This is a genomic window from Methanothermobacter sp. KEPCO 2 (assembly GCF_041228365.1).
In the GTDB taxonomy this organism is placed as follows: Archaea; Methanobacteriota; Methanobacteria; order Methanobacteriales; family Methanothermobacteraceae; genus Methanothermobacter; species Methanothermobacter marburgensis.
On record NZ_CP166185.1, the window covers coordinates 96,281 to 120,662 of the forward strand.

General features: G+C 47.9%; 24 protein-coding genes. 15 read left to right on the plus strand and 9 right to left on the minus strand.

The window, feature by feature from the left end; genetic code table 11:
• The first annotated feature begins 4 nt into the window (after positions 1-4).
• Positions 5-892, plus strand: coding sequence for a helix-turn-helix transcriptional regulator (locus tag AB9H23_RS00550; protein ID WP_370004945.1), 888 nt, complete (start codon positions 5-7; stop codon positions 890-892).
• Positions 893-894: 2 nt separating this feature from the next.
• Here AB9H23_RS00550 and glyS read toward each other — a convergent pair whose 3' ends face one another.
• The 5 genes from glyS to tfrB form a co-directional block, all read right to left on the minus strand.
• Complete coding sequence (gene glyS / locus AB9H23_RS00555) at positions 895-2,586, minus strand: glycine--tRNA ligase (RefSeq protein WP_321212125.1); 1,692 nt, start codon at positions 2,584-2,586, stop codon at positions 895-897.
• Between the two features lie 18 nt (positions 2,587-2,604).
• A complete protein-coding gene (gene dcd / locus AB9H23_RS00560) occupies positions 2,605-3,198 on the minus strand; it encodes a dCTP deaminase (RefSeq protein ID WP_321211627.1) in 594 nt (197 codons plus the stop codon).
• Between the two features lie 78 nt (positions 3,199-3,276).
• Positions 3,277-4,317, minus strand: coding sequence for a DUF1512 family protein (locus AB9H23_RS00565; RefSeq protein WP_370004947.1), 1,041 nt, complete (start codon positions 4,315-4,317; stop codon positions 3,277-3,279).
• A gap of 63 nt (positions 4,318-4,380) precedes the next feature.
• Entirely contained in the window at positions 4,381-5,103 is a 723-nt protein-coding gene (locus AB9H23_RS00570; protein ID WP_321211629.1) for a TrmJ/YjtD family RNA methyltransferase, read from the minus strand.
• Between the two features lie 11 nt (positions 5,104-5,114).
• Complete coding sequence (gene tfrB / locus AB9H23_RS00575) at positions 5,115-6,584, minus strand: fumarate reductase (CoM/CoB) subunit TfrB (protein WP_321211630.1); 1,470 nt, start codon at positions 6,582-6,584, stop codon at positions 5,115-5,117.
• A gap of 218 nt (positions 6,585-6,802) precedes the next feature.
• Between tfrB and iorA the strand changes: the two genes are divergently transcribed.
• Together iorA and AB9H23_RS00585 are read left to right on the plus strand one after the other, a co-directional pair.
• Positions 6,803-8,659: an indolepyruvate ferredoxin oxidoreductase subunit alpha gene (gene iorA / locus AB9H23_RS00580; protein ID WP_321211631.1), complete on the plus strand. Its 1,857-nt coding sequence runs from the start codon at positions 6,803-6,805 to the stop codon at positions 8,657-8,659.
• Positions 8,656-9,246: an indolepyruvate oxidoreductase subunit beta gene (locus AB9H23_RS00585; RefSeq protein WP_321211632.1), complete on the plus strand. Its 591-nt coding sequence runs from the start codon at positions 8,656-8,658 to the stop codon at positions 9,244-9,246. Before iorA ends, AB9H23_RS00585 begins: the two co-directional genes overlap by 4 nt.
• Positions 9,247-9,316: 70 nt before the next feature.
• Here AB9H23_RS00585 and AB9H23_RS00590 read toward each other — a convergent pair whose 3' ends face one another.
• A complete protein-coding gene (locus AB9H23_RS00590; RefSeq protein ID WP_013295251.1) occupies positions 9,317-9,748 on the minus strand; it encodes an ACT domain-containing protein in 432 nt (143 codons plus the stop codon).
• 14 nt (positions 9,749-9,762) lie between these two features.
• Positions 9,763-11,064: a phenylacetate--CoA ligase gene (locus AB9H23_RS00595; protein ID WP_321211633.1), complete on the minus strand. Its 1,302-nt coding sequence runs from the start codon at positions 11,062-11,064 to the stop codon at positions 9,763-9,765.
• 113 nt (positions 11,065-11,177) lie between these two features.
• Here AB9H23_RS00595 and AB9H23_RS00600 point away from each other — a divergent pair, with 113 nt between their 5' ends.
• The 4 genes from AB9H23_RS00600 (at position 11,178) to AB9H23_RS00615 (ending at position 15,153) form a co-directional block, all read left to right on the plus strand.
• On the plus strand, positions 11,178-12,758 hold the full coding sequence (locus AB9H23_RS00600; RefSeq protein ID WP_321211634.1) for a sodium:solute symporter family protein: 1,581 nt from the start codon (positions 11,178-11,180) through the stop codon (positions 12,756-12,758).
• 115 nt (positions 12,759-12,873) lie between these two features.
• A complete protein-coding gene (locus AB9H23_RS00605) occupies positions 12,874-13,065 on the plus strand; it encodes a symporter small accessory protein (RefSeq protein WP_013295254.1) in 192 nt (63 codons plus the stop codon).
• 300 nt (positions 13,066-13,365) lie between these two features.
• Entirely contained in the window at positions 13,366-14,946 is a 1,581-nt protein-coding gene (locus AB9H23_RS00610) for a sodium:solute symporter (RefSeq protein WP_370004952.1), read from the plus strand.
• Positions 14,947-14,961: 15 nt separating this feature from the next.
• Complete coding sequence (locus AB9H23_RS00615; protein WP_370004954.1) at positions 14,962-15,153, plus strand: symporter small accessory protein; 192 nt, start codon at positions 14,962-14,964, stop codon at positions 15,151-15,153.
• Positions 15,154-15,412: 259 nt separating this feature from the next.
• Here the strand turns inward: AB9H23_RS00615 and AB9H23_RS00620 are convergent, their stop codons facing one another.
• A complete protein-coding gene (locus AB9H23_RS00620; RefSeq protein WP_370004956.1) occupies positions 15,413-17,308 on the minus strand; it encodes a YhgE/Pip domain-containing protein in 1,896 nt (631 codons plus the stop codon).
• Positions 17,309-17,456: 148 nt separating this feature from the next.
• Here AB9H23_RS00620 and AB9H23_RS00625 point away from each other — a divergent pair, with 148 nt between their 5' ends.
• The 3 genes from AB9H23_RS00625 to pyrE are packed head-to-tail and all read left to right on the plus strand — an operon-like array spanning position 17,457 to position 18,369.
• Positions 17,457-17,690 carry a PRC-barrel domain-containing protein gene (locus tag AB9H23_RS00625; protein WP_013295256.1) on the plus strand — a complete coding sequence of 78 codons (234 nt, stop codon included), beginning with the start codon at positions 17,457-17,459 and terminating at the stop codon, positions 17,688-17,690.
• 14 nt (positions 17,691-17,704) lie between these two features.
• Positions 17,705-17,863 carry an orotate phosphoribosyltransferase gene (locus AB9H23_RS00630; protein WP_370004958.1) on the plus strand — a complete coding sequence of 53 codons (159 nt, stop codon included), beginning with the start codon at positions 17,705-17,707 and terminating at the stop codon, positions 17,861-17,863.
• Positions 17,824-18,369 carry an orotate phosphoribosyltransferase gene (gene pyrE, locus AB9H23_RS00635; protein WP_321211639.1) on the plus strand — a complete coding sequence of 182 codons (546 nt, stop codon included), beginning with the start codon at positions 17,824-17,826 and terminating at the stop codon, positions 18,367-18,369. Before AB9H23_RS00630 ends, pyrE begins: the two co-directional genes overlap by 40 nt.
• A 273-nt stretch (positions 18,370-18,642) precedes the next feature.
• On the opposite strand, the gene AB9H23_RS00640 is transcribed toward pyrE, so the two are convergent.
• Positions 18,643-19,173, minus strand: a complete 531-nt coding sequence (locus AB9H23_RS00640) for a MogA/MoaB family molybdenum cofactor biosynthesis protein (RefSeq protein ID WP_321211640.1) — start codon at positions 19,171-19,173, stop codon at positions 18,643-18,645.
• Positions 19,174-19,745: 572 nt separating this feature from the next.
• Between AB9H23_RS00640 and AB9H23_RS00645 the strand changes: the two genes are divergently transcribed.
• Genes AB9H23_RS00645 through AB9H23_RS00665 form a run of 5 tightly spaced genes read left to right on the plus strand, consistent with a single transcriptional unit; the run spans position 19,746 to position 24,378 of the window.
• Positions 19,746-20,243 carry a type II toxin-antitoxin system VapC family toxin gene (locus tag AB9H23_RS00645; RefSeq protein ID WP_048176392.1) on the plus strand — a complete coding sequence of 166 codons (498 nt, stop codon included), beginning with the start codon at positions 19,746-19,748 and terminating at the stop codon, positions 20,241-20,243.
• A 31-nt stretch (positions 20,244-20,274) separates the two neighbouring features.
• Positions 20,275-21,396 carry a DUF2117 family protein gene (locus AB9H23_RS00650; protein ID WP_321211641.1) on the plus strand — a complete coding sequence of 374 codons (1,122 nt, stop codon included), beginning with the start codon at positions 20,275-20,277 and terminating at the stop codon, positions 21,394-21,396.
• A gap of 22 nt (positions 21,397-21,418) precedes the next feature.
• Complete coding sequence (locus AB9H23_RS00655) at positions 21,419-22,405, plus strand: methanogenesis marker 2 protein (protein WP_048176395.1); 987 nt, start codon at positions 21,419-21,421, stop codon at positions 22,403-22,405.
• A 10-nt stretch (positions 22,406-22,415) separates the two neighbouring features.
• Positions 22,416-23,957, plus strand: coding sequence for a methanogenesis marker 3 protein (locus tag AB9H23_RS00660; RefSeq protein WP_370004962.1), 1,542 nt, complete (start codon positions 22,416-22,418; stop codon positions 23,955-23,957).
• Positions 23,932-24,378: a methanogenesis marker 6 protein gene (locus AB9H23_RS00665; protein WP_147671080.1), complete on the plus strand. Its 447-nt coding sequence runs from the start codon at positions 23,932-23,934 to the stop codon at positions 24,376-24,378. The genes AB9H23_RS00660 and AB9H23_RS00665 overlap by 26 nt, the downstream gene beginning before the upstream one ends.
• Positions 24,379-24,382: the final 4 nt, after the last annotated feature.

Here is a 24,382-nt window from a genome sequence, read left to right on the forward strand (position 1 = left end):
GAGAATGGAACTTAACAGTGATTTTAACCCACTTTCAGGGTTTTCAGATGACATTCATGATTTGCTTGCTGAGATCAGATTTATAGCGGGGTCCCGGGTGCGATCAGGAGTAATACTCAATCTTATGGGCGGAGAAAAAAGGGTTTCTGAGATCAGGGACATCATAAGGACCTCAAATTCAGCCACCACACATGCACTCATGGAGCTGGAGGAAAGGAGGCTGGTGGAGAGGTCCTCAGACACATGCAGATTAACGTCAAAGGGAAGGCTTATGGGAATCACCCTATCAAAATTTATGAACTCAATGGATGCTGTGAGGCTTCACAGGGAATTCTGGAACAGACATTCAATTGGATCAATTCCCGCGCAGTTCCTCATGGATATAAACGTCTTCAGGGACGCCTACATTGTTGAGGCAACATCAGATGACCTCCAGAGACCATACACAACCTACCTTGAGATGCTGGATAACGCCACACACCTCAGGGCAATGCTTTCATGCTGCCTTCCCAGGCACACAGAATCAATAGCAGGGTTCGTTGAAACTGGCGGAAGGGTGGAGCTCATACTGACACCTGATACATATCACGTTTTTCTTGGGGAGTCTGGTTTAATGAACCTCCATGAACTCATGGATTCAGATTTACTGAAAATTGGGGTTCTCCCTGAGAACCAGGAGATCTCATACCTGATATCTGACACATTTTTCTCAATGAGCCTCTTTAAAAGGGATGGGTTTGATTCATCAAAAACGGAAATCCTGATGGGTCATGGGGAGGAGATTCTCCAGTGGGGGAACAGGCTATTTGATTACCACTGGAGCCTCTCATCGGTGCTGGACAGCGAATCTCTGGGCAGCGTCAGGGAGACCCCTCTTCCTCTTGAGGAGTAGTTTCAGGATTTTATAAATTCCTCTAACCTTGAATCCAGTTCCTCAATATTCAACCTTATCTGGCTGCAGTCATCCCTGCTCCTGAGGGTCACTGTTCCATCCTCAAGGGTTTCATGGTCCACCGTAACCGCAAATGGAACCCCTATCTCATCTGAACGGGCATATCTTCTCCCTATGGTCCCTGAGGAGTCAAATTCAGCTATGAACCCTGATTTTCTGAGCTTTCTTTTTATGTCAAGGGCAACCTCAACCATTTCTTTCTTGTTTACGAGGGGGAAGACGTTGACCTCCACCGGCGCAACATGGGGTGGGAGTCGGAAGTAGGTCCTATCATCCTCATCCACAAGGGAATGGAGGAGAAGGGTGTAGATTATTCTGTCTATACCGAATGACGGCTCTATGACATGTGGATAGACCTTTTCACCCGTCACAACCTCCTCCACATCCTCAAAGGTGACATCATCTGGCAGTATTTCGAATTCACCGTCAAGGATGAATTTGCCCTCGTCCCTGAGTGCTTTTTCCACTTCATCAGCTTCAGTTTCACTGAGGACCTGGGCTATCCTCGCAGCGTCCTTGCGGAACCTTGGCCCGAGTCTGCCCATGTCAGGTTTAACAGCGCGCCTTTTGATCTTCCTTGGTTTCTCGTATTCTATGAAAACCCTCAGGTCCTCGCCGCTGTACTGGCTGTGGGATTTTAGATCATAATCTGTCCTGTCGGCTATCCCTATAATCTCTATCCAGCCATAGGAATCTGTGAATGCCTCAACGTCCCAGCAGTCAATTGCATAGTGGGCCATTTCAGAGGGAAGGTGCTGCCTGAACCTCAGGGCATCCTCGGGTATGCCTATATCTGTGAGGAACCTCTTTGCAAGGCAGAGGTGGTATGTCAGTATTTCACTTGATACAACCCCCTTTTCAACCGCTTCAGCCGCGGTCATCTCAGAGGGCTCTGAACCATCAAGCTGGTCATCTGCAGAATATAATCTGAGTTTATCCCCTTTAACAGTATCAAAATCCGGGTGTGACTTGTCTTCAGGGTTGACGAATATCTCTGCCTCTGCCTGTGTGAACTCACGGAGCCTTATAACACCCTGCCTGGGTGATATCTCATTGCGGTATGATTTGCCCAGCTGAACAACGCCGAATGGCAGGCGGTTTCTGAAGAACCTCAGAAGCCTCTTGAAGGGTATGAATATCCCCTGGGCAGTTTCAGGTCTGAGGTACCCTGTTTTTTTGCCTTTAGCCCCTATCAGGGTCTGGAACATGAGGTTGTAGCTCCATACATGGGTCAGGTGTCCACCACACCTCGGGCACCTTATAGCCTCATCTGATATGATCTCTGTAAGCTCCTGGTTCTCGAGGCCCTCAACATCCCTTCCTGTTGCATCCTCAATTATGTGGTCGGCCCTGTAGACATCCATGCACTCCTTGCACTGGGTCATTGGGTCGTTGAAGTGGTCAACGTGTCCTGATGCCTTGAGGGCCTCCTCTGGCATTATGGTGGGGGACTCTATTTCATAGAAGCCCTCCCTGACCACATAGAATTCACGCCACCTGTTCATTACCTTGTTCTTGAGTGTTGCTCCAAGTGGTCCGTAATCCACGAAACCTGCCACACCTGAGTAGATCTCAAATGAAGACCACAGGAAACCTCTCTTCCTTGCAATGGTCATTGTCTTTTCATGATTCAACATGATCACTCCTTTTCATCAGATCCTTGAGGTTCTTATTTCATAATCATCCTTTATCCTGCTTGTCTGGGGCCTTGTCTGGCCGATGTATTTGCTGTCACGTGATGGGTGACCATACGGTTTCTCCGCAGGACTTGTCATTGTCTCGAAGACTATCTGGCAGACCCTCTGGCCCGGATAGAGGGCCACCGGCATCTTACCTATGTTGGATATCTCAAGGGTTATCCTCCCATGGAAGCCAGGGTCCACGTATCCTGCAGTTACATGCATGGTTATGCCGAGCCTCCCGATGGATGAACGGCCCTCAACCCTTGCAACAAGGTTATCTGGGAGCCCTATGTATTCATAGGTTGTTGCAAGGGCAAATTCACCTGGATGTATTATGAATGGACCCTCCTTGACATGAAAGGTCTCCATGTAGGACTCTATATCCGCGGGGTCCTTGGGGTCTATGCAGGGTTTTCTTATAACCCTGAATCCCCTGAATTCATCGCCTATTCTAAGGTCAACTGATGATGGCTGTATCTGCCTTTCAGGGTCATCAAGGGGGTCTATGGTTATCAGTCCCTCCTCAAGGTACCTCTTTATGTCACGGTCGCTGAGTATTGCCATTAGAACATCTCCTCTTTATTTTGGGGTATTTTTCTTTCACCTTGCTCTCGCCAAAGCATCTCCTCTTTATTCTCAGGATCATTCTTGTTCCTTCACCTGGATCTCCCCTGGCTTTTCAACGGCGTCAGGGATGCCGCTGCTGTTACCCACACCTATTATGAGAATTGAATCTGCATCTGACCTGGATATTATATCCTCTATCCTTGAGCGGGCGACGCTGCAGGCGTCAAGTATTTCCCTCGTCATATGGGACATCGCCTCCTCAGGGGACATCTTTATTATGATGGCGTGGGTTCTGTGTTCAAGTATCATGTTCTCCATGAACCACTTTTCAACCCCAGGGCCACCTATGGCCACCCCGACCCCCTCAGCCACTGTACCTGTTTTTTCACCCTCCATTTTAGCGGCAGCATCCACCATTATAACCTCGTCGAACTCATCCTCACTGAGGATCTCCTCAAGGGCCTTCACCACCATTCCAAGCCTTGAACCAGGGCCATGTGGCTTCAGAATACCAATATCCTTATCCATGAATCTTTTCCTTACATAGACCATTTCATGGAGGTGTTTTTTACTGTCCTCTTCATCTATTAACATCCCTGCTGTGAGGGGGCCGGCACCGTCACCCAGGGGTAGGGATGATGAGATTGCACTGCAGCCATCCAGGTATGCCCTGGCGGTCCTCATGATCAGCTCAAGGTTCATCTGAAGGGCAACCAGGATCTGAAGGTTTCCTGTCTTCCTCGACAGTTCAAGGTTATGCCTCAGAAATTTGAGGATACCTCTGATACCTGCCGTCACCTTTATGCACATTATTATGTTAGCCTTTTTTTCACTGTCCGCATCCGGGGAAAGTTCTTCAACCATCTCCCTGATACGGAGGTCTCCCATCTCCAGGAGCCTCCTGAATTTATCTGCAAGTCCTGATGGATCAATATCTGAGGGGGGTACTATGAAGAACTCCAGGTAGTCCTCCAGGAGCCCCTCATCTGTGATGCCGCTGAGGTCAATTATTATCTTTCTGGCTTTCTTCTCCATATCATCCAGTTCCCTGATGGCACCATCAACCGCAGAGAACATCCTCATCCTGATTATAACAGGCAGGAAAATGATGAGCACGATGAAGATAATGATACCCACCATATCCAGTAAACCGAAAAACAGACCAAGACCTCCTGAACCTTATTCTTTTATCCTGTTTTTTATTCTCCGGAGGACACCCTTAAGTGTATGGGCCTCCCTTGCTGTTATGAAGGCCCTCCCGGTCATATTCCTGAACACCCTCGAGGCAACCCTCTCCTTGTGTGGGGGAAGGTCAATCATCGACAGTATCTCATCCATCTCATCCACGAGAAGTTTTTTTTCAACTCCTGAGGCCTCCTCAAGTCCTTCGCAGTCAAAATCTCTTTTTTTGAATATCTCATAAAATATTATTGCGGCAGCGTGGGTTATATTCATTATGGGGTATTCCCTATCTGTGGGGATACTCACCACCATGTCGCATAGGCTGAGCTCCCTGTTTGAGAGCCCGTCACCCTCACGCCCAAAGAGGATGAAGGTCCTTGAGATGGGGTTGATGGCTGATGCGAGCTGGGATGGTCTCAGGGGTATTCTGTCAACGTTGTAGCTCCCTCCAGGCACACCGGTTGTCCCAACAAGAAAGTCAGGTTCAAGGTTTTCCATCATCTCGTCAAGGGTCTGGTAGATGATGGCATCCTCAACAAGGTCCCTGGCATGCATTGCCTGGTAATAGGCCTCATCCTCAAGGCTGCAGGGGTTTATGAGGATGAGATTTTGAAGGCCGAAGTTTTTCATGGCCCTCGCAAGGAAACCCACATTCCCAGGGGTTTCAGGTTCCACAAAGACGACTCCAATGTTTCTGGAGAGGAGCTCGTAAACTTCCATATCCAGCCCCCTCAGTCATCAGAATAGGCCATGTCGAGGAGTTCAAGGATGTTCATAACCTTCACGTCCCCAAGACCCTCTTTCTCAAGGGAATCCTTGATATGGAGCTGGCAGAAGGGGCATATTGTTATCACGGCGTCAACATTGAGTTTGCGTATCATCTCAGCCTTCTTCTTTCCCAGGCTTTCGGCTATCTCAGGTTTACCGGATTTCACACCCCCACCTGATCCACAGCACTGCCCCTGTTTTTCCATTTCAACAAATTCAAGGCCCGGGATGCTGTTAAGTATCTTCCTTGGTTCCAGTTTAACGCCCTGGCCCCTCAGAAGGTGGCAGGGGTCATGGTAGGTCACCCTCATGTTGACCGGCTTCATTTTAATGTCGTCAATCCGATCCGCCAGGAATTGGCTGATGTCAAGTACGTTCAGTTTAACGCCATAACGGGGATAGTCCTTCTTGAGGGTGGCTCCGCAGCCAGCACAGACTGTTATTATGGTGTCATACCCTTCAAGGGCCCTCCTGTTTCTCTCAACAAGATCCTCAACAATATCGAGCTGCCCTGTCCTTATCATGGGTGATCCACAGCACACCTGACCATCAGGTACATCAACTTCAAAGCCGTGTTCTCTCAGCACCCTCAGAAGTGCCATTCCAACCTCAGGCATCCTGTAGTCGACCAGGCAGCCTGTGAAGAACCCTATCCTTGAACCTGGTTTCCTCCCCACTGATTCAATGAAACCCTCTTTTATTCGGTCAACGGATCTACCAGTCTCTGAAATGAGTTTTTTAATCTTTTTGTGGGCATCGAGGGGTCCTGCGCCCTCTCTGCATGCCATGGCCCTCAGTTTTTCAATTGCATCCCCTGGTACATTGAGTTCCTTGGGGCATACCTCGGCACATTTACCGCAGGTGGTACAGCAGTAAAGTCCTTCCTCCACACCCCCAGCGGCTCTTTCGGCCTCATCACGGGGGTCGAAGGCAAATTTTGATATGTACCTCATGAAGTAGGGTCCCGCATACTCTGTGCTCTCCTTTATAACGGGGCATGAACTTATGCAGGAGAAACACTCTATGCATCCCCTCAGTTTCTTGGTGTCCTGGTAGTCCTCTGGTCTGATCCTCTGGATGCCCCTGGCTTCTGACTGGAGGTAGAGGCCCATGGCCCTCACCTTATCCTCTATTTCGCTTCTGTCAACCATGAGGTCCTTTATAACCGGGAGGTCCACCGGCTCAATAACGGCACCATCCTCCACCTCGGCCCTGCATGCCAGGACAACCTCCCCGTTCATCTTAACAGCACATGAACCGCACTGCCCTGCCCTGCATGAGCTTCTGAAGGCAATATTGGCATTATACATTTTATTTATAAGCTGAAGGGCATCAAGAACCTTCATTTTTTCCTTTGAAGGTATATCATAACTTTCAAGATGTGGTTTCTCATCTACACCTGGTTCAAACCTTAAAACCTTAACATTTATCATTTTTATCTCCGCACCGAATCATGTGAAGAAATTATTTAGAATTAACTGAATCCTAATTGTTCATGGTCCATATTAAGGTTTGTGATTCCAACTGATAAATTTTTTATAAAATGTTAATATATGTATTCTGAGTACGGTTGCTATGTGTACTGACAGGATGTATCGCCTTGCAGGCCATCCACAGCAGAGTACTTAAATTATTACTCCGAGGTGATTTCATGGAACTGGATGATATCCTTGACGCCGGAAGGGGCGATAGATTATTCTTACTTGGTAACGAGGCAGCGGTGAGGGCTGCGATAGAGTCGGGGGTTGGTGTAGCAAGCACCTACCCTGGAACACCATCATCAGAGATAGGGAATGTCCTATCAAAGATTGCACAGAGGGCAGGGATCTACTTTGAGTTCTCGATAAATGAGAAGGTGGCACTTGAAGTCGCAGCAGCCGCCGCCGCATCAGGAGTCCGCTCATTCACATTCATGAAGCATGTGGGGTTGAATGTTGCATCAGACTCATTCATGAGTGTAGCATACACCGGTGTGAGGGCAGGGATGGTTGTCCTATCTGCCGATGACCCCTCGATGTTTTCATCACAGAATGAACAGGATAACAGGCACTACGCACGCCTTGCATGGGTTCCACTCCTCGAACCCTCAAATCCACAGGAGATCCTTGAATACATGAATCATGCCTTTGAACTCTCTGAGGAATACAGGATACCGGTACTCTTAAGGACCACAACCAGGGTCTCACACATGAGGGGAGTTGTGGAGGCTGGCGAGAGAAGGAAAGAACCTGTGAATGGATTTTTCAGGAAGAATCCAGAGCAGTTTGTACCTGTACCTGCAACCGCAAGGGTGATGCGCAGTGAACTTGTTGAGAAGATGAAGAAACTTAAGAGGGTTGCAGACACCTCAGAACTGAACAGGGTACTCAATGAGGACTCTGAATCGGATCTGGGAATAATTGCATCTGGAGGGGCCTTCAACTATGTATACGATGCACTCCAGACACTCGGACTTGATGTCCCGGTCCTGAAACTGGGATTCACCTACCCATTCCCTGCGGGACTTGTAGCCGACTTTCTCTCTGGACTTGAAAGGGTGCTTGTTGTTGAGGAGGTGGATCCAGTAATGGAGAGGGAGGTCCTTGCAGTTGCAGCCTCTGAGGGCCTTGATGTGGGGGTCCATGGAAAACTGGACGGCACACTCCCTGAGATGTATGAGTACAGTGAGGACATAGTGAGAAGGGCAATTTCAGGACTCACAGGAATCAAAATCCATGAAAAGGGAATAAAAGCGCCTGATTTACCTGAAAGACCCCCTGCACTCTGCCCGGGGTGTCCCCACAGGGCCATGTACTATTCGGTGAGGAGGGCCGCCTCTGAACTCGGTATTGGGGGGGAGGATCTCATATTCCCCACCGATATCGGGTGCTACACTCTCGGCATAGAGCCCCCCTACTCTGCGGCAGATTACCTCCTCAGCATGGGGTCCAGTGTGGGTACCGCCTGCGGGTTTTCGGCTGCAACATCCCAGAGGATAGTTTCCTTCATAGGGGATTCCACCTTTTTCCATGCAGGTATACCGCCACTCATAAATGCTGTCCACAACAGGCAGAGATTCGTTCTGGTTATACTGGATAACAGGACAACCGCAATGACCGGTGGACAGCCACACCCGGGGCTCCCGGTTGATGGGATGGGGGAGGAGGCCCCAGCCATATCCATAGAGGATATCGCCAGGGCCTGTGGTGTTGAATTTGTGGAGACCGTTAACCCAATGAACATAAGGAGATCCTCTGAAACCATCAGAAGGGCCCTTCAGCACGAATCTGTGGCCGTGGTTATATCCAGATACCCCTGCATGCTATCTGAGGGCGCTGTCCGCGGAAGACCGGTGAGGGTTGATGAGGAGAAATGTGACCTCTGTCTTGAATGCCTCAATGAACTTGCCTGTCCAGCGATGGTTGAGGAGGATGGAAGGGTCTTCATAGATCCTCTCTACTGCAGGGGATGTACCATATGCCTCCAGATATGTCCAGCAGGAGCCATAAAACCGGAGGGAAAAAGATGAGCTACAACATTTATGTGTGTGGTGTTGGCGGCCAGGGGATAATAAAGACATCCGTTATAATCGGTGAGGCCGCCATGAATGAGGGAATGAATGTTGTCATGAGTGAGATCCATGGGATGGCCCAGAGGGGTGGTGCTGTCTCAACAGAGATAAGGTTCGGTGATGTGAGGGGTTCCATCATACCCCAGGGTGTGGCTGACCTTGTAATAGCCTTCGAACCCCTTGAGGCCCTGAGGGCACTTCCCAAAATGTCCGAAGACGCCTGTGTAATTGTGAATACATCAAAGATACCACCATTCAACCTGATAAAAAGCCCACACCCCTATCCTCCACTTGAAGAGATAATTAAAACTCTTGAGGAGAATGCAGGTAGTGTAAGGAGCTTCAATGGGGAGAAAATCGCTGTGGAGGCAGGTCACATACTATCACTCAACATGGTTATGCTGGGCGCCGCAACGGCCACCACTGGGTTTCCACTGGGTAAAGAGACACTTATAGAGTCCATGAAGAATAACCTGCCCCCAAAGTTGATGGAAGTGAACCTGAGGGCATTCCATGAGGGGTTTGAAGCCGTTAATTGTGAGTGACTTTAAAGGATTTAGATGGTGTGGATATCCTCGGATGTGTGGTCGTTGATGGTGACTGATGGTTAAGGGTTTAGAGGATGTAGATATCCTCAGATGAAAGTACGGGGATTCCAGCATCCTCAAGTGCCCTTATACCCTCATCAACATCCTCTGTCCTTATAACAACAACTGCCTTTTCCCCCTTTTTCTCAACGAAGGCGTAGATGTATTCCACGTTTATATCCCTTTCTGTGAGCACACCCAGTATACCGTCAAGTCCTCCAGGTTCATCAGGTACCTCAACGGCTATAACATCGTTGACCCTTACCACGAAGTTCTTCTTCTCAAGGGCTTTCCTTGCAGCTTCAGGGTCCGAAACTATCATCCTCAGTATCCCAAATTCGGATGTGTCCGCAATGGAAAGGGCCCTTATGTTCACACCCTCCTCTGAAAGGGCGTGAATGGCATTTTTCAGCCTGCCCTTCCTGTTTTCAAGAAAGACTGATATCTGCTTCAGTTTCATTTAAGGCACCTCCATTAGTCAAATTTCCTCTTATCTATTACCCTTATGGCTTTACCCTCACTTCTTGGAAGGCTTCCCGGTTCCACAAGTGTGACGTTAACACGCAGACCTATTTCACTGTGTATATGCTTCTCTATCATCTTTCTGGCCTCTTCCACATGTTTAACCTCATCGGAGAAGAGTTTGGGGGACGCTTCAACCTGGACCTCAAGCTCATCCAGAAACTCGGGCCTTGTGACCACTATCTGGTAGTGTGGTTCAAGACCCTTTATCTTGAGGAGGGCCCTTTCGATCTGTGATGGGAAGACAATGACACCCCTGATCTTGAGCATGTCGTCGCTTCTACCTGTTATCCTGTCCATTCTCACAAGGGTACGGCCGCATCCGCATTCATCGTTCCTGAGGGCTGTTATGTCCTTTGTCCTGAACCTGAGGATTGGCATACCCTCCCTTGTGAGTGTTGTGAGTACCAGCTCCCCCTTCCTGCCATAGGGGAGTTTCTCTTCTGTTTTCGGGTCTATTATCTCCGGGTAGAAGTGATCCTCAAAGATGTGGAGGCCGTTCTTCTCGGTACACTCCTGGGCGACTCCTGGGCCTATTATCTCTGTGAGGCCATAGATGTTGAGGGCGGTGAGGCCCAGCCTTTCCTCTATGGCATTTCTCATTTCTTCAGTCCACATCTCGGCACCGAATATGCCTGATTTGAGGTTCAGACTTTCAATATCGACGCCCTCCTTTTCAAGGACCTCTGCAAGGTAGAGTGCATAGGAGGGTGTGCATGTTATTATTGTGGTCCCGAAGTCCTGCATTATCTCGATCTGCCTCTTGGTGTTACCCGCTGAGATTGGGATGACGGTCGCCCCGATCTTCTGGGCCCCGTAGTGAACACCAAGGCCACCTGTGAAAAGCCCGTAGCCATAGCAGTTCTGTATACGGTCCTTTTTTGTTGCCATCCCCATGGTCAGGGATCTCGCCATGACCTCCGACCATATTTCAAGGTCCCTCCTGGTGTAACCGGAAACAACTGGCTTACCGGTGGTCCCTGATGATGTGTGGACCTCCACTATATCCTCATCTGGCACTGCAAACATCCCGAAGGGGTATGCGTCCCTGAGGTCATTCTTTGTGGTGAATGGCAGCTTCTCTATATCATCCAGTGTTTCTATGTCCTCTGGAAACACCTCTAAATCGTTTAAACGTTTGTTGTAGTAGGGAACGTTCTCATAAGCTCTTTTAACTGTCTCCTGCAGTCTCCTGAGCTGTAATTCCTGTTTTTCTTCCTGACTCATGCATTCTGCTTCAGGGTTCCATATCATTTTGATCTCCTTTGAATGTGATTCTCTCAGTTTTCTTTCTGTAAAGACTTATATGTTAATTATCATTATCGTTAATTATAAATTGTAACTGATGAACGTAAGGAGGATGTTGAATGGATTTTCTGGTACTGGGTATCGTTGTTCTCGTCTACTTCCTTCTTGTGGGCTATGTTGGTTATGTGGCCTGGAGGAGGACGGAGACCTCAGAGGACTACATGGTGGCCGGTAGGAAGACCCATCCTTACATCATGGCCATGAGTTACGGCGCCACGTTTATAAGTACGGCGGCGATTGTGGGTTTTGGTGGCATGGCCGGTGTGTTTGGGATGGGTATACTCTGGCTGGTGTTTCTCAACATACTTGTGGGTATTTTCATTGCCTTTGTGTTCTTTGGTAAGCGCACGAGGAAGATGGGTCATAACATGTCTGCACTCACCTTCCCGGAGTTCCTGGGGAGGAGGTTCAATAGCAGGTTCCTCCAGTCATTTGGGGGGGCCATAATATTCCTGGGAATGCCACTCTACGCATCAGTGGTCCTTATAGGGGCCGCAAGATTTATTGAAACTATCCTTGGTCTTAACTTCAACATAGCCCTCATCCTGATGGCTGTTATTGTTGCTGTTTATGTCGTCCTGGGTGGTATACGTGGTGTGATGTATACTGATGCCCTTCAGGGTACCATAATGTTCCTGGGTATGATTTTCCTGGTTGTGTCAACCTATTACATTCTTGGTGGTGTGGTGGATGCTCATCAGGCCCTCACCAGCATTTCTCATCTGGTGCCTGCCAAGGCCAGGGCTCTGGGTGCAACTGGCTGGACCAGCATGCCTGTTTATGGCAGCCCCTACTGGTGGACCCTCCTGTCAACCATAATACTCGGTGTGGGTGTGGGTGTCCTTGCTCAGCCACAGCTAATAGTGAGGTTCATGACGGTGAGGTCCAACAGGGAGCTCAACAGGGGTGTTCTGATAGGCGCACTCTTCATATTCGTGATGACCTGGAGCGCCTATGTGGTTGGGGCCCTTTCAAACGTTTACTTCTTCAAAAAGGCAGGTGTAATTGCCCTCCAGGCTGCTGGGGGGAATGCGGATAAGATAATACCTGTTTTCATCAATTCTGCCATGCCTGAGTGGTTCTCATATATCTTCATGCTGACCCTGCTCTCTGCTGCAATGTCCACACTCAGCGCACAGTTCCATGTGCAGGGTACAGCCATAGGAAGGGATGTGTATGAGACCATAAGAAACAGAAAGGGCGAAAGGTCAGTCCTCATAGCAAGGGGCGGTATTATCATTGCGGTTCTGATTGCGGTTGTTCTGGGCTACCTGCTGCCAGGGAGTATAATTGCGCAGGGGACGGCTCTATTCTTTGGTATTTGCGCTGCTTCCTTCCTATCAGTTTATGCTGCGGCTATTTTCTGGAGGAGGGCCACCCGTGAGGGCGCGATTGCAGGTATGGTTTCAGGTGCCATTGTGAGCCTTTTATGGCTTCTTTTCGAGTATAAGAAGACTGCAGAGGCTCTTGGGATTGCCAAGGCCATTTTTGGAGGTCCTGTTATTTCTTCGATGCCCTGGCCTGTTGTTGACCCGATACTGATTGGGGTGCCTGTCTCGGCGATCTTCCTGGTTGTTGTGAGTCTTCTTACGGAGCCACCGTCCCGTGAGCATGTTGAGAGGTGTTTTGAGGGAGTCTGATGTGGAGGTTCTCTGATGGTTTCTTTGCAGGAAGTTTCTGGAGACTCTGATGTGGAGGTTCTGTGATGGTTTCTTTGCAGGAAGTTTCTGGAGACTCTGATGTGGAGGTTCTGTGATGGTGCTTGGTATACCTGATCCCTGGGTCTGGAGTGCTTACCTCCTCTGCATCCTTGTGACGGTTTTCTGTGTCCTTTATGGTATTGTGAACTGGAACCGTGGCGGTGAGGATGAGGAGGAGCAGATAATGGAGGAGCTCCAGTGGGAGGAAGAAGAGAAAAAGATGGAAGAGGATGAACTGGGCCTCTAGGCCCCCTCTTTTATTGATTTTAGTTAAATCTGATGGTGCTTTTTCATGTATCATTTAGAATAAGTTCTTATCATGCTTATCTTTTATTGTGAACTATTTGTCTATCATATGCTGATAAACCTTAATAATTTAATTTTAATATCCTCTGATGTTGCATTCTACGGCTGTCTTTATAGTACAGCATAAATCCTCCATTGATCCCTTTCTATCTGACCATTCTAAATTTTCCCTTTGTAAAGACTTATATCCTAATTGTCATTATTATTAATTATAAATCGATAAGCTTAAGGAGGATGTTGAATGGATTTTCTGGTACTGGGTATCGTTGTTCTCGTCTACTTCCTTCTTGTGGGCTATGTTGGTTATGTGGCCTGGAGGAGGACGGAGACATCTGAGGACTACATGGTGGCCGGTAGGAAGACCCATCCTTACATTATGGCCATGAGTTATGGTGCCACGTTTATAAGTACGGCGGCGATTGTGGGTTTTGGTGGCATGGCCGGTGTGTTTGGGATGGGTATACTCTGGCTGGTGTTTCTCAACATACTTGTGGGTATTTTCATTGCCTTTGTGTTCTTTGGTAAGCGCACGAGGAAGATGGGTCATAACATGTCTGCACTCACCTTCCCGGAGTTCCTGGGGAGGAGGTTCAATAGCAGGTTCCTCCAGTCATTTGGGGGGGCCATAATATTCCTGGGAATGCCACTCTACGCATCGGTGGTCCTTATCGGGGCCGCAAGGTTCCTGGAGACAACAATAAATATAAGTTTCAGTCTGGCCCTTATATTGATGGCTGTTATTGTTGCTGTTTATGTCGTCCTGGGTGGTATACGTGGTGTGATGTATACTGATGCCCTTCAGGGTACCATAATGTTCCTGGGTATGATTTTCCTGGTTGTGTCAACCTATTACATTCTTGGTGGTGTGGTGGATGCTCATCAGGCCCTCACCAGCATTTCTCATCTGGTGCCTGCCAAGGCCAGGGCTCTGGGTGCAACTGGCTGGACCAGCATGCCTGTTTATGGCAGCCCCTACTGGTGGACCCTCCTTTCAACCCTTATCCTTGGTGTGGGTGTGGGTGTCCTTGCTCAGCCACAGCTAATAGTGAGGTTCATGATGGTGAGGTCCAACAGGGAGCTCAACAGGGGTGTTCTGATAGGCGCACTTTTCATATTCATGATGACCTGGAGCTCATTTGTTGTGGGGGCCCTTTCAAATGTTTACTTCTTCAAAAAGGCAGGTGTAATTGCCCTCCAGGCTGCTGGCGGGAATGCGGATAAGATAATACCTGTCTTTATCAATTCTGCCATGCCTGAGTGGTTCTCCTACCTCTTCATGCTGACCCTGCTCTCTGCTGCAATGTCCACACTGAGTTCTCAGTTCCATGTGCAGGGTACAGCCATAGGAAGGGATGTGTATGAGACTCTGAGGAATAAAAAGGGTGATAGTTCGGTGCTCATAGCAAGGGGCGGTATTATCATTGCGGTTCTGATTGCGGTTGTTCTGGGTTACGTGCTTCCTGGGAGTATAATTGCGCAGGGGACGGCTCTATTCTTTGGTATTTGCGCTGCTTCCTTCCTGTCGGTTTATGCTGCGGCTATTTTCTGGAGGAGGGCCACCCGTGAGGGCGCGATTGCAGGTATGGTTTCAGGTGCCATCGTGAGCCTTTTATGGCTTCTGTTTGAGTATAAGAAGACTGCGGAGGCCCTGGGGGTTGCTAATGCCCTATTTGGGGGTCCTGTTGTTTCTTCGATGCCCTGGCCTGTTGTTGACCCGATACTGATTGGGGTGCCTGTCTCGGCGATCTTCATGGTTGTTGTGAGTCTTCTTACTGAGCCACCGTCCCGTGAGCATGTTGAGAGGTGTTTTGAGGGAGTCTGATGTGGAGGTTCTGTGATGGTGCTTGGTATACCTGATCCTTGGGTCTGGAGTGCTTATCTCCTCTGCATCCTTGTGACGGTTTTCTGTGTCCTTTATGGTATTGTGAACTGGAACTGTGGCGGTGAGGATGAGGAGGAGCAGATAATGGAGGAGCTCCAGTGGGAAGAGGAAGAAAGGAAGATGGAAGAGGATGAACTGGGCCTCTAGGCCCCATATTTTATTTATTCGGCCATTATTTTGAAATCATTGTCATGGTTTGCGCAGTATCTCTTAAAGACAGCTTTTCTGTTAAAAATTCTGAAATCCTCGGGATATGTTCAGTAAATTCTCTTAAAAACTCCTTTTAATTCTTTTAAGAATTTCGAAATCATTCACAGAATATGAACGATATTTCTCAGAACAACTTTAATTCTGTTAATAATCAGTGATCAGGCCTATATGGCAAAATAAAAATAAAAAAGTTTAATTAGAAAAGACCGCTTTCTTCTAGTTTGCTCTCCATCCAGTGGGCCCTTTTATCCATTTTTTCCTTTACAAGTACCGTGATAAGGAAGGTCACCACGGGGAAGAGGGCAAGAAGTGCCATGTTCTTCCAGTAGATACTCCAGATCACACCAGCGACCACCTCCCTCAGAGCACCCACAGCGTAGGTGAGCGGGAGGTACGGGTGGATTGTCTGGAAAAATGGTGGCAGGAGTTCAACAGGGAATATGCCCCCTGTACCTGTGATCTGAAGCACAAGGATTATTATTGAAAGGGCCTTTCCTGCGTTCCCCAGGGCAGATGTGAGGGAATAGATTATGAGCATGGAACAGATGCTCACGTAGATGGCTGTCAGCAGAAACAGCAACGTCCCTGTTATCTGCACCTGGAGGAGCAGGGCTCCGGCTGCAACAACAAGGGCCTGACAGATGGCTATTATGAGGAAGAGCCCCATCCTTCCAAAGTACACCTGTATGCTGCTGTATTCACCGTACTTCACCCTCATGCTTATCATTGCAACTGCGATAATACCTCCTATCCAGAGGGATATTGGTATGTAGAATGGTGCAAGCGCGGATCCGTAATTCTTCACAGGGTAGATGTGCTCCTTCTCCATCTTCACAGGGCTTCTGAAGTATTCCCTCACAGCGGAAGGATCAATGTCAGCCAGTTTCACAAGGCTGTTGAGGTCATCCTCACTGATCATACCAAGCTTTCTGTGGGCGTCCTGAATCGCTGACCGCATAACTGGCCACTTTGAGTTTGCGATGCCCAGTTTTGATGACGCATCCCTCATGGCAGCATCTATCTGTGCCCTGTTATCCATGAGGTTGTTCAGTGCACTGTCCATTTTGTTTAGGGATTCTCTGAGCTTCACGAGGCGTTCTGTGGTCCCCTTTGTTTTGAGGTCTGTCTCTATACCCTCAAGTATGCCCAGAACTGAGTTGGCCTTCTGGATATTGGCGTCTATCTGGTCCATCGCTGTTTTTAACTTAGGATCCCCGGTGGCGGAATATAAACTGGCAAGAACAGCCTTCAGGTATTTCATTGAGGTAATGGCCTCTGAGAGATGGGACTCCATGGACTGGACTGTTGATAGGGCTTTAGCAGGGTCTTTTCCAATGTAACTCTCCAGTAGACTGTATTTCTCCTTCACAAAGTTTGCGTTTTCCTGAATTTCTGGCAAATCACTCTTCAGCCCTGACCAGATGTTCTGCCCCTTTTCGAGATCTGAATTTGCTGTGCTGAGGGTTTCATCGATTTTACCAAGGTTTGCATTTAGTTCGCTGATGAATTTCTTTGTCCTGAGGATATCATCCCTGTTTGCCCTTGCCAGTTCACCGGCACTGCTTATCTTACCGAATATTATCCCGTCAATGGTCTTAACGACTTCACTGTTTATCTTTGCCTGAAGTGCATCTGCCCCTGCGTTCGTTATTCGTGGAGCCACAGGGTTCAGCTTGTCATTCACTATGTACTCGATGCTGGCCTGCCTGGGGGTGCCGTTCTTGATGGACAGGAGGTCTGAGCTGAAGTTTCCTGGTATTATGAGTACGGCGTAGTAGTCCCCCTCCCTGAGTCCATTCATGGCTTCTGAACGATCAACGAACTGCCAGTCGAAGTTTCTGTTATTTCTGAGTTCATCCACGAATTCTGCACCCACATTGAGCTTTTCACCCTCAAAATTCACTCCCCTGTCCTCATTGACCACCGCAACCTTGATGTTGGATGTCTTTGAGTATGGGTCGAGGGTTGCCTGTATGTTGAAAACTGCGTACAGTGCTGGGATACAGATAATCACTGCAATGACGAATAGCACCACAGGACTGTTTTTAACGGTCTTGATGTCATTCCAGAATATTTCCAGGGCTTTTTTCATTGGTTTTATGCCTCCAGAGAATAAAGTATATTCATGTAAGAAAAAGAAGATAATGAATTTCATTATATAAAAAGGTTTTGGTTCAGCGCATTTAAAATTTTAAATACCCATGAGAACAATAATAATACAGTGACTGAATGGTGGTACCATGAGGATAGTTGAAGAAATAATCGGTAAAGAGGTTCTTGACAGTTCCGCAACGGTGATAGGCAAGGTAAAGGACGTTGAGGTTGACATAGAATCCCAGACAATAGAGGCACTTGTTCTTGGAAAGGGTGGAATATCAGAGGGTCTTGGGCTATCAAAAGGCGAGACAATAGTTCCCTACGAGATGGTTAAAAAGATAGGGGACAAGATACTCCTAAGGGGCGGCGAGGAATAACAGGGTGAAGGTCCTTGCAGCTTAAGGGGATCTGCAGCCTCTGTGGCAGGGCGGACTTTCTCCACACCTGCAGGCTATGCGGATCAATGGTATGTTCAGGTTGTTACAGCGCCGAACTGGGGGTCTGTAAATTATGCAGGTCAAAGATCAGGAGAAACTCAGAGAGACACTAATAAAACTTCTTTCAGAGAGAAATGTCATTCAGAGGGGTAAGTTTGTCCTCTCATCAGGCAGAGAAAGTGATTATTACGTTGATATCAAGCGAGCTATAACCGACCCTGAGGTCCTTGATGTGATAGCGAGGCTCATAAAGGGTGAGGTGGAGGGTGCAGACAGGATTGCGGGCCCTGCCCTGGGCGCGGTCCCCATTGCTACCGCAGTGTCCCTTTACTCCAGAAAGCCCCTCCTCATGATAAGAAAGGAAAAGAAGGGTTATGGAACATCAAAACTCATTGAGGGTGAACTGAACACCGGTGAAAGGGTCGCTGTTGTGGAGGACGTCACAACAAGTGGAGGATCACTTCTGAGGGCTGTGAGGGCGATCCAGGAAAATGGAGGGGTGGTTGAGAAAACATTTGTTGTGGTTGACCGTGAGGAGGGGGCGGTTGATGAATTCAAAAAAAGGGGTATTGAACTCATACCGCTGATATCGGTCTCTGATTTCAGGAATGATCACTGATTAATTAATCTTTTTTTGAGCTTCTAATTTCAGGGGATCATATAATTTGAGAAAATCTGCTTTCACAGTTAATTTTTTTGAGCTTCTAATTTCAGGGGATCATATAATTTGAGAAAATCTGCTTTCACAGTTAATTTTTTTGAGCTTCTAATTTCAGGGGATCATATAATTTGAGAAAACCTGCTTTCACAGTTAATTATCCAACGATTGTCTCATGATAGGGCACTCAAAATGATGCAGAATTCTCGAAGCATCTTTAAAAAAAAAGCATGTTTATTCCCTTAGGTGCTTAACAAGGTGACCTAGTTCAGGGACAGCAATTTCAATCCCAAGTTCCACCGCGTTCGGTGACCCTGGAAGTGCAAATATCAGTGTTTTTCTGTATACACCCGCCGTTGCCCTGCTGAGTATCGCCCCTGCTCCCAGCTTTTTAAATGAGAGGTACCTGAATATCTCACCGAAACCATCCAGTTCCTTTTCAAAGATACCCCTTAGGGTCTCCACTGTTATGTCTCTACTTCCGATTCCTGTGCCACCGGTGGTAAATATAACGTCAGCACCCTTATCTATCATATCATCAACTGCAGATAGAAGTTCATGTCTGTCATCGGGTATTATCCTGTATTCCTTAACAGAGTAACTTTCAGACAGTGCCTCCATGAGTTTTCTGCCTGATAGGTCACCTTCAGGTATTTCACCGGTTTTTCTGAATTCCTCATATTTTGAATCACTGAGGGTGATGACACCGCAGATTATGTCCTCTGGAGCCAATCTCCTGTGCTCCTCCATGCTGGAACTTTTCATATCAATCAACCGGTATCTTAATAATAAATTGTGGATGTAACATGCTATTTATTGTGGGTGCAATTTATAAGTCTTTTGGTTTTTCTGTAAGCGAAAGTGAGTATATCCACGTTTCTGACAAGGAGAGAAAAGTAATAAAAATTTATGGCGGTTTGGTCTGGGTAGGGTTTGATATTGGATTGGAGGCGGTTTCAATTCCAATTTAAAAGACCAGAATAAGTTTAAAAGTCCTGGACCCTACCCGTTTACTATATATTAACACCACTATTTATAAAGTTTTCGTTAGATTGGTTCAACCGTTCTCAAGGACCTTTAAGCGCATTTAAGGGTTTTTAAACCATCTAAACATGAAAATAGCTGTTTTAATTTACTTTACAGAACTTCATGGTAATACTTTTTTACACCTGCCCGATTATCTGCATGGTCGGTTGATGGGGTGTATCTGAGGTTCTTCCGCAGGAAAAGCCCCAACCCGCCACTTCCCCATGCGAGGGTAAATTTATTACCATGCTTCACCAAACTGAAAAATGGAAACTTATTATATTATAATCCCTGATTAATACGTGGTCTTAATGAAGAGGGTTCTTGATGCATCTGCATTCATAAACGGATACATACCTGAGGGCACTGAAAACTACACAGTGAAGTCTGTAACAGATGAGATAAGGGACTTCAAATCGGCCATGGTCCTTGAGAGGGCACTCAGTGATGGCAGACTCAGAATAATGGAACCTGACCCTGAGAGCATGAGGGAGGTGGATGAGGTCACCAGCAGATCAGGGGATGCCATGAGACTGTCCAGTACAGACAGGGAGGTTATAGGACTTGCCGTTTCACTCAAAAAGAGGGGAGGGGTAACTGTAATCACCGATGACTATACAATACAGAACACCCTCAGAATTCTTGGAATAGATTTCAGCAGTGTCCTCACATCAGGTATAAAGGAGACCTATCAGTGGAGGAAGATATGCACTGGATGCAGGAGGGTGTACCCTCAGGACTACCAGTTTGGGGAATGTGAGATATGTGGCTCAGAGATAAAGAAGAAAAGATACAGATCCCGCCGTTAGAGGGGATCTTGCAGGAAGCTCAGGTGATCTTATGAGGATAGGCGTGGTTGTCCACGGACCGCAGATAGTTGATTCAGGATACGCAGCAAAACTCATAGATTTTCTAAAAAAATATGGGGAGGTCAGGGCAAGACTCGGGGGCACAATGGGGCGGACCGCGGTCTATGACGCCCACCTTGAGGATGTTATAGACATATCAGAGAAGAGACTCCCAAGTGAATCGGTTGACCTCTTTGCAGATGAGGGAGTTGACATTGTTGTCCTTATGAACTACGGAAAATCCCGTATCACAGGGCACGGATTTGGATACAAGGTTTTCCAGAGATCAGAAAAAAAACCGCCAGTTGTTCAGATAGAAAGACCGGGCGAACCCGATGGAAGTGTTGTGGCATGGAAGAGGGAGGCCGAGCCATTCGCAGAGAAACTGGCACGTGAACTTGAACTCGAAATGGTGGATCCAGAGGAGGTATGCAGGGAGATCTTCCATGGAGAACCATGCGGTGAACAGAAACCTGACAGAAGGGAGTACCGGAGGCTCGTGGGTGTCTCAGAGAATGAGAACATATTCGTAAATGGTATAGTAGTGGGGGTCTCAACTTCAGACGATGTCACCCTTGTTGCAGAGGACGGCGTGATCAGTGAGATAATAGGGGGAAGGATAAAGGAACACGGAGTTGAAAAGCTTGGAAGGGTTAACCTCAAGGACGCGGTCGTGAAGACAGGACTTCTCCGCCGCTCGGAGGTAAAACCCAGAAAGGTGAAGGTAAGGGAAAATAATAAAAAGAAGTACCGGGTTTCGTTCTTAAACCACGCAGCAGAGGACATATACACTCTCCATGACTCTGATCTTGTTGTCACGGTTGGAGATGACACAACGCTCGTGGCTGCAGATATACTCTACAGATTCGATGTTCCCATAATAGGGATAACAGACGGTGATATAGATAGGGTGGTTAAGAAGGGCTTCAAATGCGCAGATTCGATCATAATAGAGTTTGATGGGGGATGGGACGATATAGTTGGTGAAAGAATCCACAGGGAGCTCTTCAGGGGTAAAAACACCATTGAAACCCATGATTTGGAAACTTTTAAAAGGGATTTACTACAGATTATAGATAATATAGGTGCAAGCTACACCGTGAGATACACCTAAACCGATAAAAAGAGGTGTGGAATTGGATTTAGATGATATCATCCATTCCCTTAAAAATTTTGAGGGTGTAACAAGAAAACGGCCAATAAGAAATATAGTTTCTATTCTTAATGATGCATTCAGTGTCTCGGGGAAAACACATCTCGGTTACGGTGATGACGCATCGGCCATCAGGATCGGAGACGGAAAACTTCTTTTACTGGCAGCAGATGGAATATGGGGGCGTCTGATGGAGGCTGACCCCCACTGGGCCGGTTACTGTTCTGTGCTTGTTAATGTTAACGATATTGCAGCCATGGGCGGCAAACCCGTGGGCATGGTCAATGTTCTCTCAATTAACTCACGGGAGACCTGTTACAGTGTGATGGAGGGTATAAGGGAGGGGGCAGAGAAGTTCGGTGTCCCAATGGTAGGGGGCCACGTGCACCCTGACACACCCTACGACGCACTTGATGTTTCAATTGCAGGTATAGCATCTGAGGATGCTCTCATAACAAGCTGTGACGCAGAACCCGGCGACAGGGTTATAGTGGGCATAGACCTCGATGGAAGGCCACACCCCTCATTTCCCCTGAACTGGGACACAACCACCCATAAAACACCTGAGGAGGTGCAGTTCCAGATTGAGGTAATGTCCATCATCGCAGAGAGAAAGCTGGTAACTGCAGGTAAGGATATAAGCAACCCGGGGACACTTGGAACACTGGGGATGCTACTTGAGGCATCGGATGTGGGTGCATGGGTGGAACTGGAATCAATACCACGTAACAGATCAGTTAGGTGGGAGGACTGGCTTCGAATGTACCCTGGCTCAGGTTTTGTGCTGACGGCACGCCCAGAAAATGTTGCTGAATGTATTGAACTACTCGAGTCTGCCGGAATAACCGCATCAGACGCAGGGGAGATAGTATCCGAAAGAAAACTCCACTTAGTCCATGATAATGATGAAAGGGTCCTCTTTGACTTTGAAAGGGACATCATAACAGGTGTGATAGAAGAAAAAATATGAGGGAGATCTGATGTTTGTTAAGGTTAATGGACTGGATGTTGAACTCCCGGAGGGGGCCACAGTGAGGGATGCCATCGATGCTACAGGGGCCCCCTATGTGGAAGGCGCCCTTGTGGGCCTCATAAGCGGCACAAGGGAACTTGAAAGGACAATTGATACATACCGGATCAAAACAACAGCAGGAAGCATCCTGATTGAACTGCTCCCTGAGGAAGCACCTGAAATCGTTGAGACATGGAGGGAGGTCTACAGCAACCTTGAAAACCTCCGTATAAGGTGGACAACCCCATCCGAGATTTCAATGGGACCCCTGAAAACAGAACTGGAGCCGTCAAGGAAGGAATTCTTCTACGACGAGAATGAGGTTATAATGAGCCTCTCAGGGTTCAGCCCGGATTCAACCCATATAATAATCTCCAGGGACCCCCATTCATCAGTATACGGCGCCCCAGCTGAGAACAGGGGTGTTTTTGCAAGGGTAACCGGCGGCGGAAGAACCATTGAGCGACTGACAGACCGTGACGTGATAAGGTCAGTGGAACCAGTTGTTGAGAGAAAAAGCATAGTTGAGAGCGCCGCAGTGACAGACCTTGAAACACCACTTGAGGATGGAAACCAGATATTCACCTACGTTAAGGTAAAACCATCCCACGAGTCCCCCCAGTCTGTTGAACACTTCTTCACAATGGTGGAGGAGGGGAAACTGAGGGTTGACTATGAGGCCAACTCATTCATAGGTTTCTACTCCCTTCAGGGAATAAAAAAGGATCCCGAAAAAATAGCAAAGAGAAACAGGGGCACAGTGACCCTTAGGAACACTGGAAGGGGCGCTGGAAGGGTTTACATATACAGGGAGGACAGGGTTTCAACACCATCCCACAACCTCATAGGAAACGTTACAGATGGAATGGAACTGGTGGATATAGCAGGGGAAGGGGACCACATCACGGTGGAGTGCGAACCCGGCAGGATAATGACAGTCTCCATGACCCAGAAGGAAGCAGAGGAATACCTTAAAGGGTACGGTGTCGAGCAGATACGGGACGGCATAATGGTTGACGATGCAATCGTTGTGGCCCAGGACCCACCCTACACCATGGACATACTCAAGGAGGGAAGGGTCAGAACAGTGGGCATAGAGGCCGATAAAATCCTGGAGGTTGAACTGGACCCTGGTGCGCCAAGGTCCTCATGGTACTTCCGCAGACTCACAGGCCTCATCGACACACCCATCGGATCCCTCAAGGTACACTTCGCCTTCCCAGGCATGAAGGTGGTGATGTTTGAGGGTGACAGATCCCTGGCAAAGGGCCTTGTACCGGAGAAAACACCTGCAAACTGCGTTAAAAAGGGCAGCATTGGCATAACAAACATGTCAAGGAGACACATAGGTATGGTTGGTGTTAGACTCGAGGACAACGATGAATACGGCCCAACAGGGGAACCATTCAACGGCACCAACATAATAGGCAGAATCACAGAGGGCCTTGAGAATGTTGAAAAATTCAAAGAGGGGGACACGGTGTATGTCCGGGAAAGAAAAAAATCATGAGGAATCAACAAGAATGATAATACTTGGGCCGTCATCAAGGCTGAGCTCATCGGAACTTGTCCAGAGGCTCCACCTCCTTGGACTGCCACTGACCATAAAATCAACATGTTACGGTGCGCTGGTGCATGGGGACACAGAGACTGTGATGGAGGCTGTCAGAAAAATACGCAGCCTGGACCCGGCCAACATATTCACAAAGGAGAGGGGGTTCCCACCTGGGGACCCCCGGAGATGCAGAGGACACAGAGGAGCAGCAAGGGAGGGTTACCATCAGCTTGAAAAGGAATTCAAACTACTCGGATATGTGGGCGAGGCCCTTGAAAGGCCCCAGAAGGCCGAACCCGAAAAAAAGGAGAAGGTTTCTGTTGATGAATTCCGCGATGTAGTTGAGAGGAGTCTGAAATCCAGACAGAAAACATAGGGCT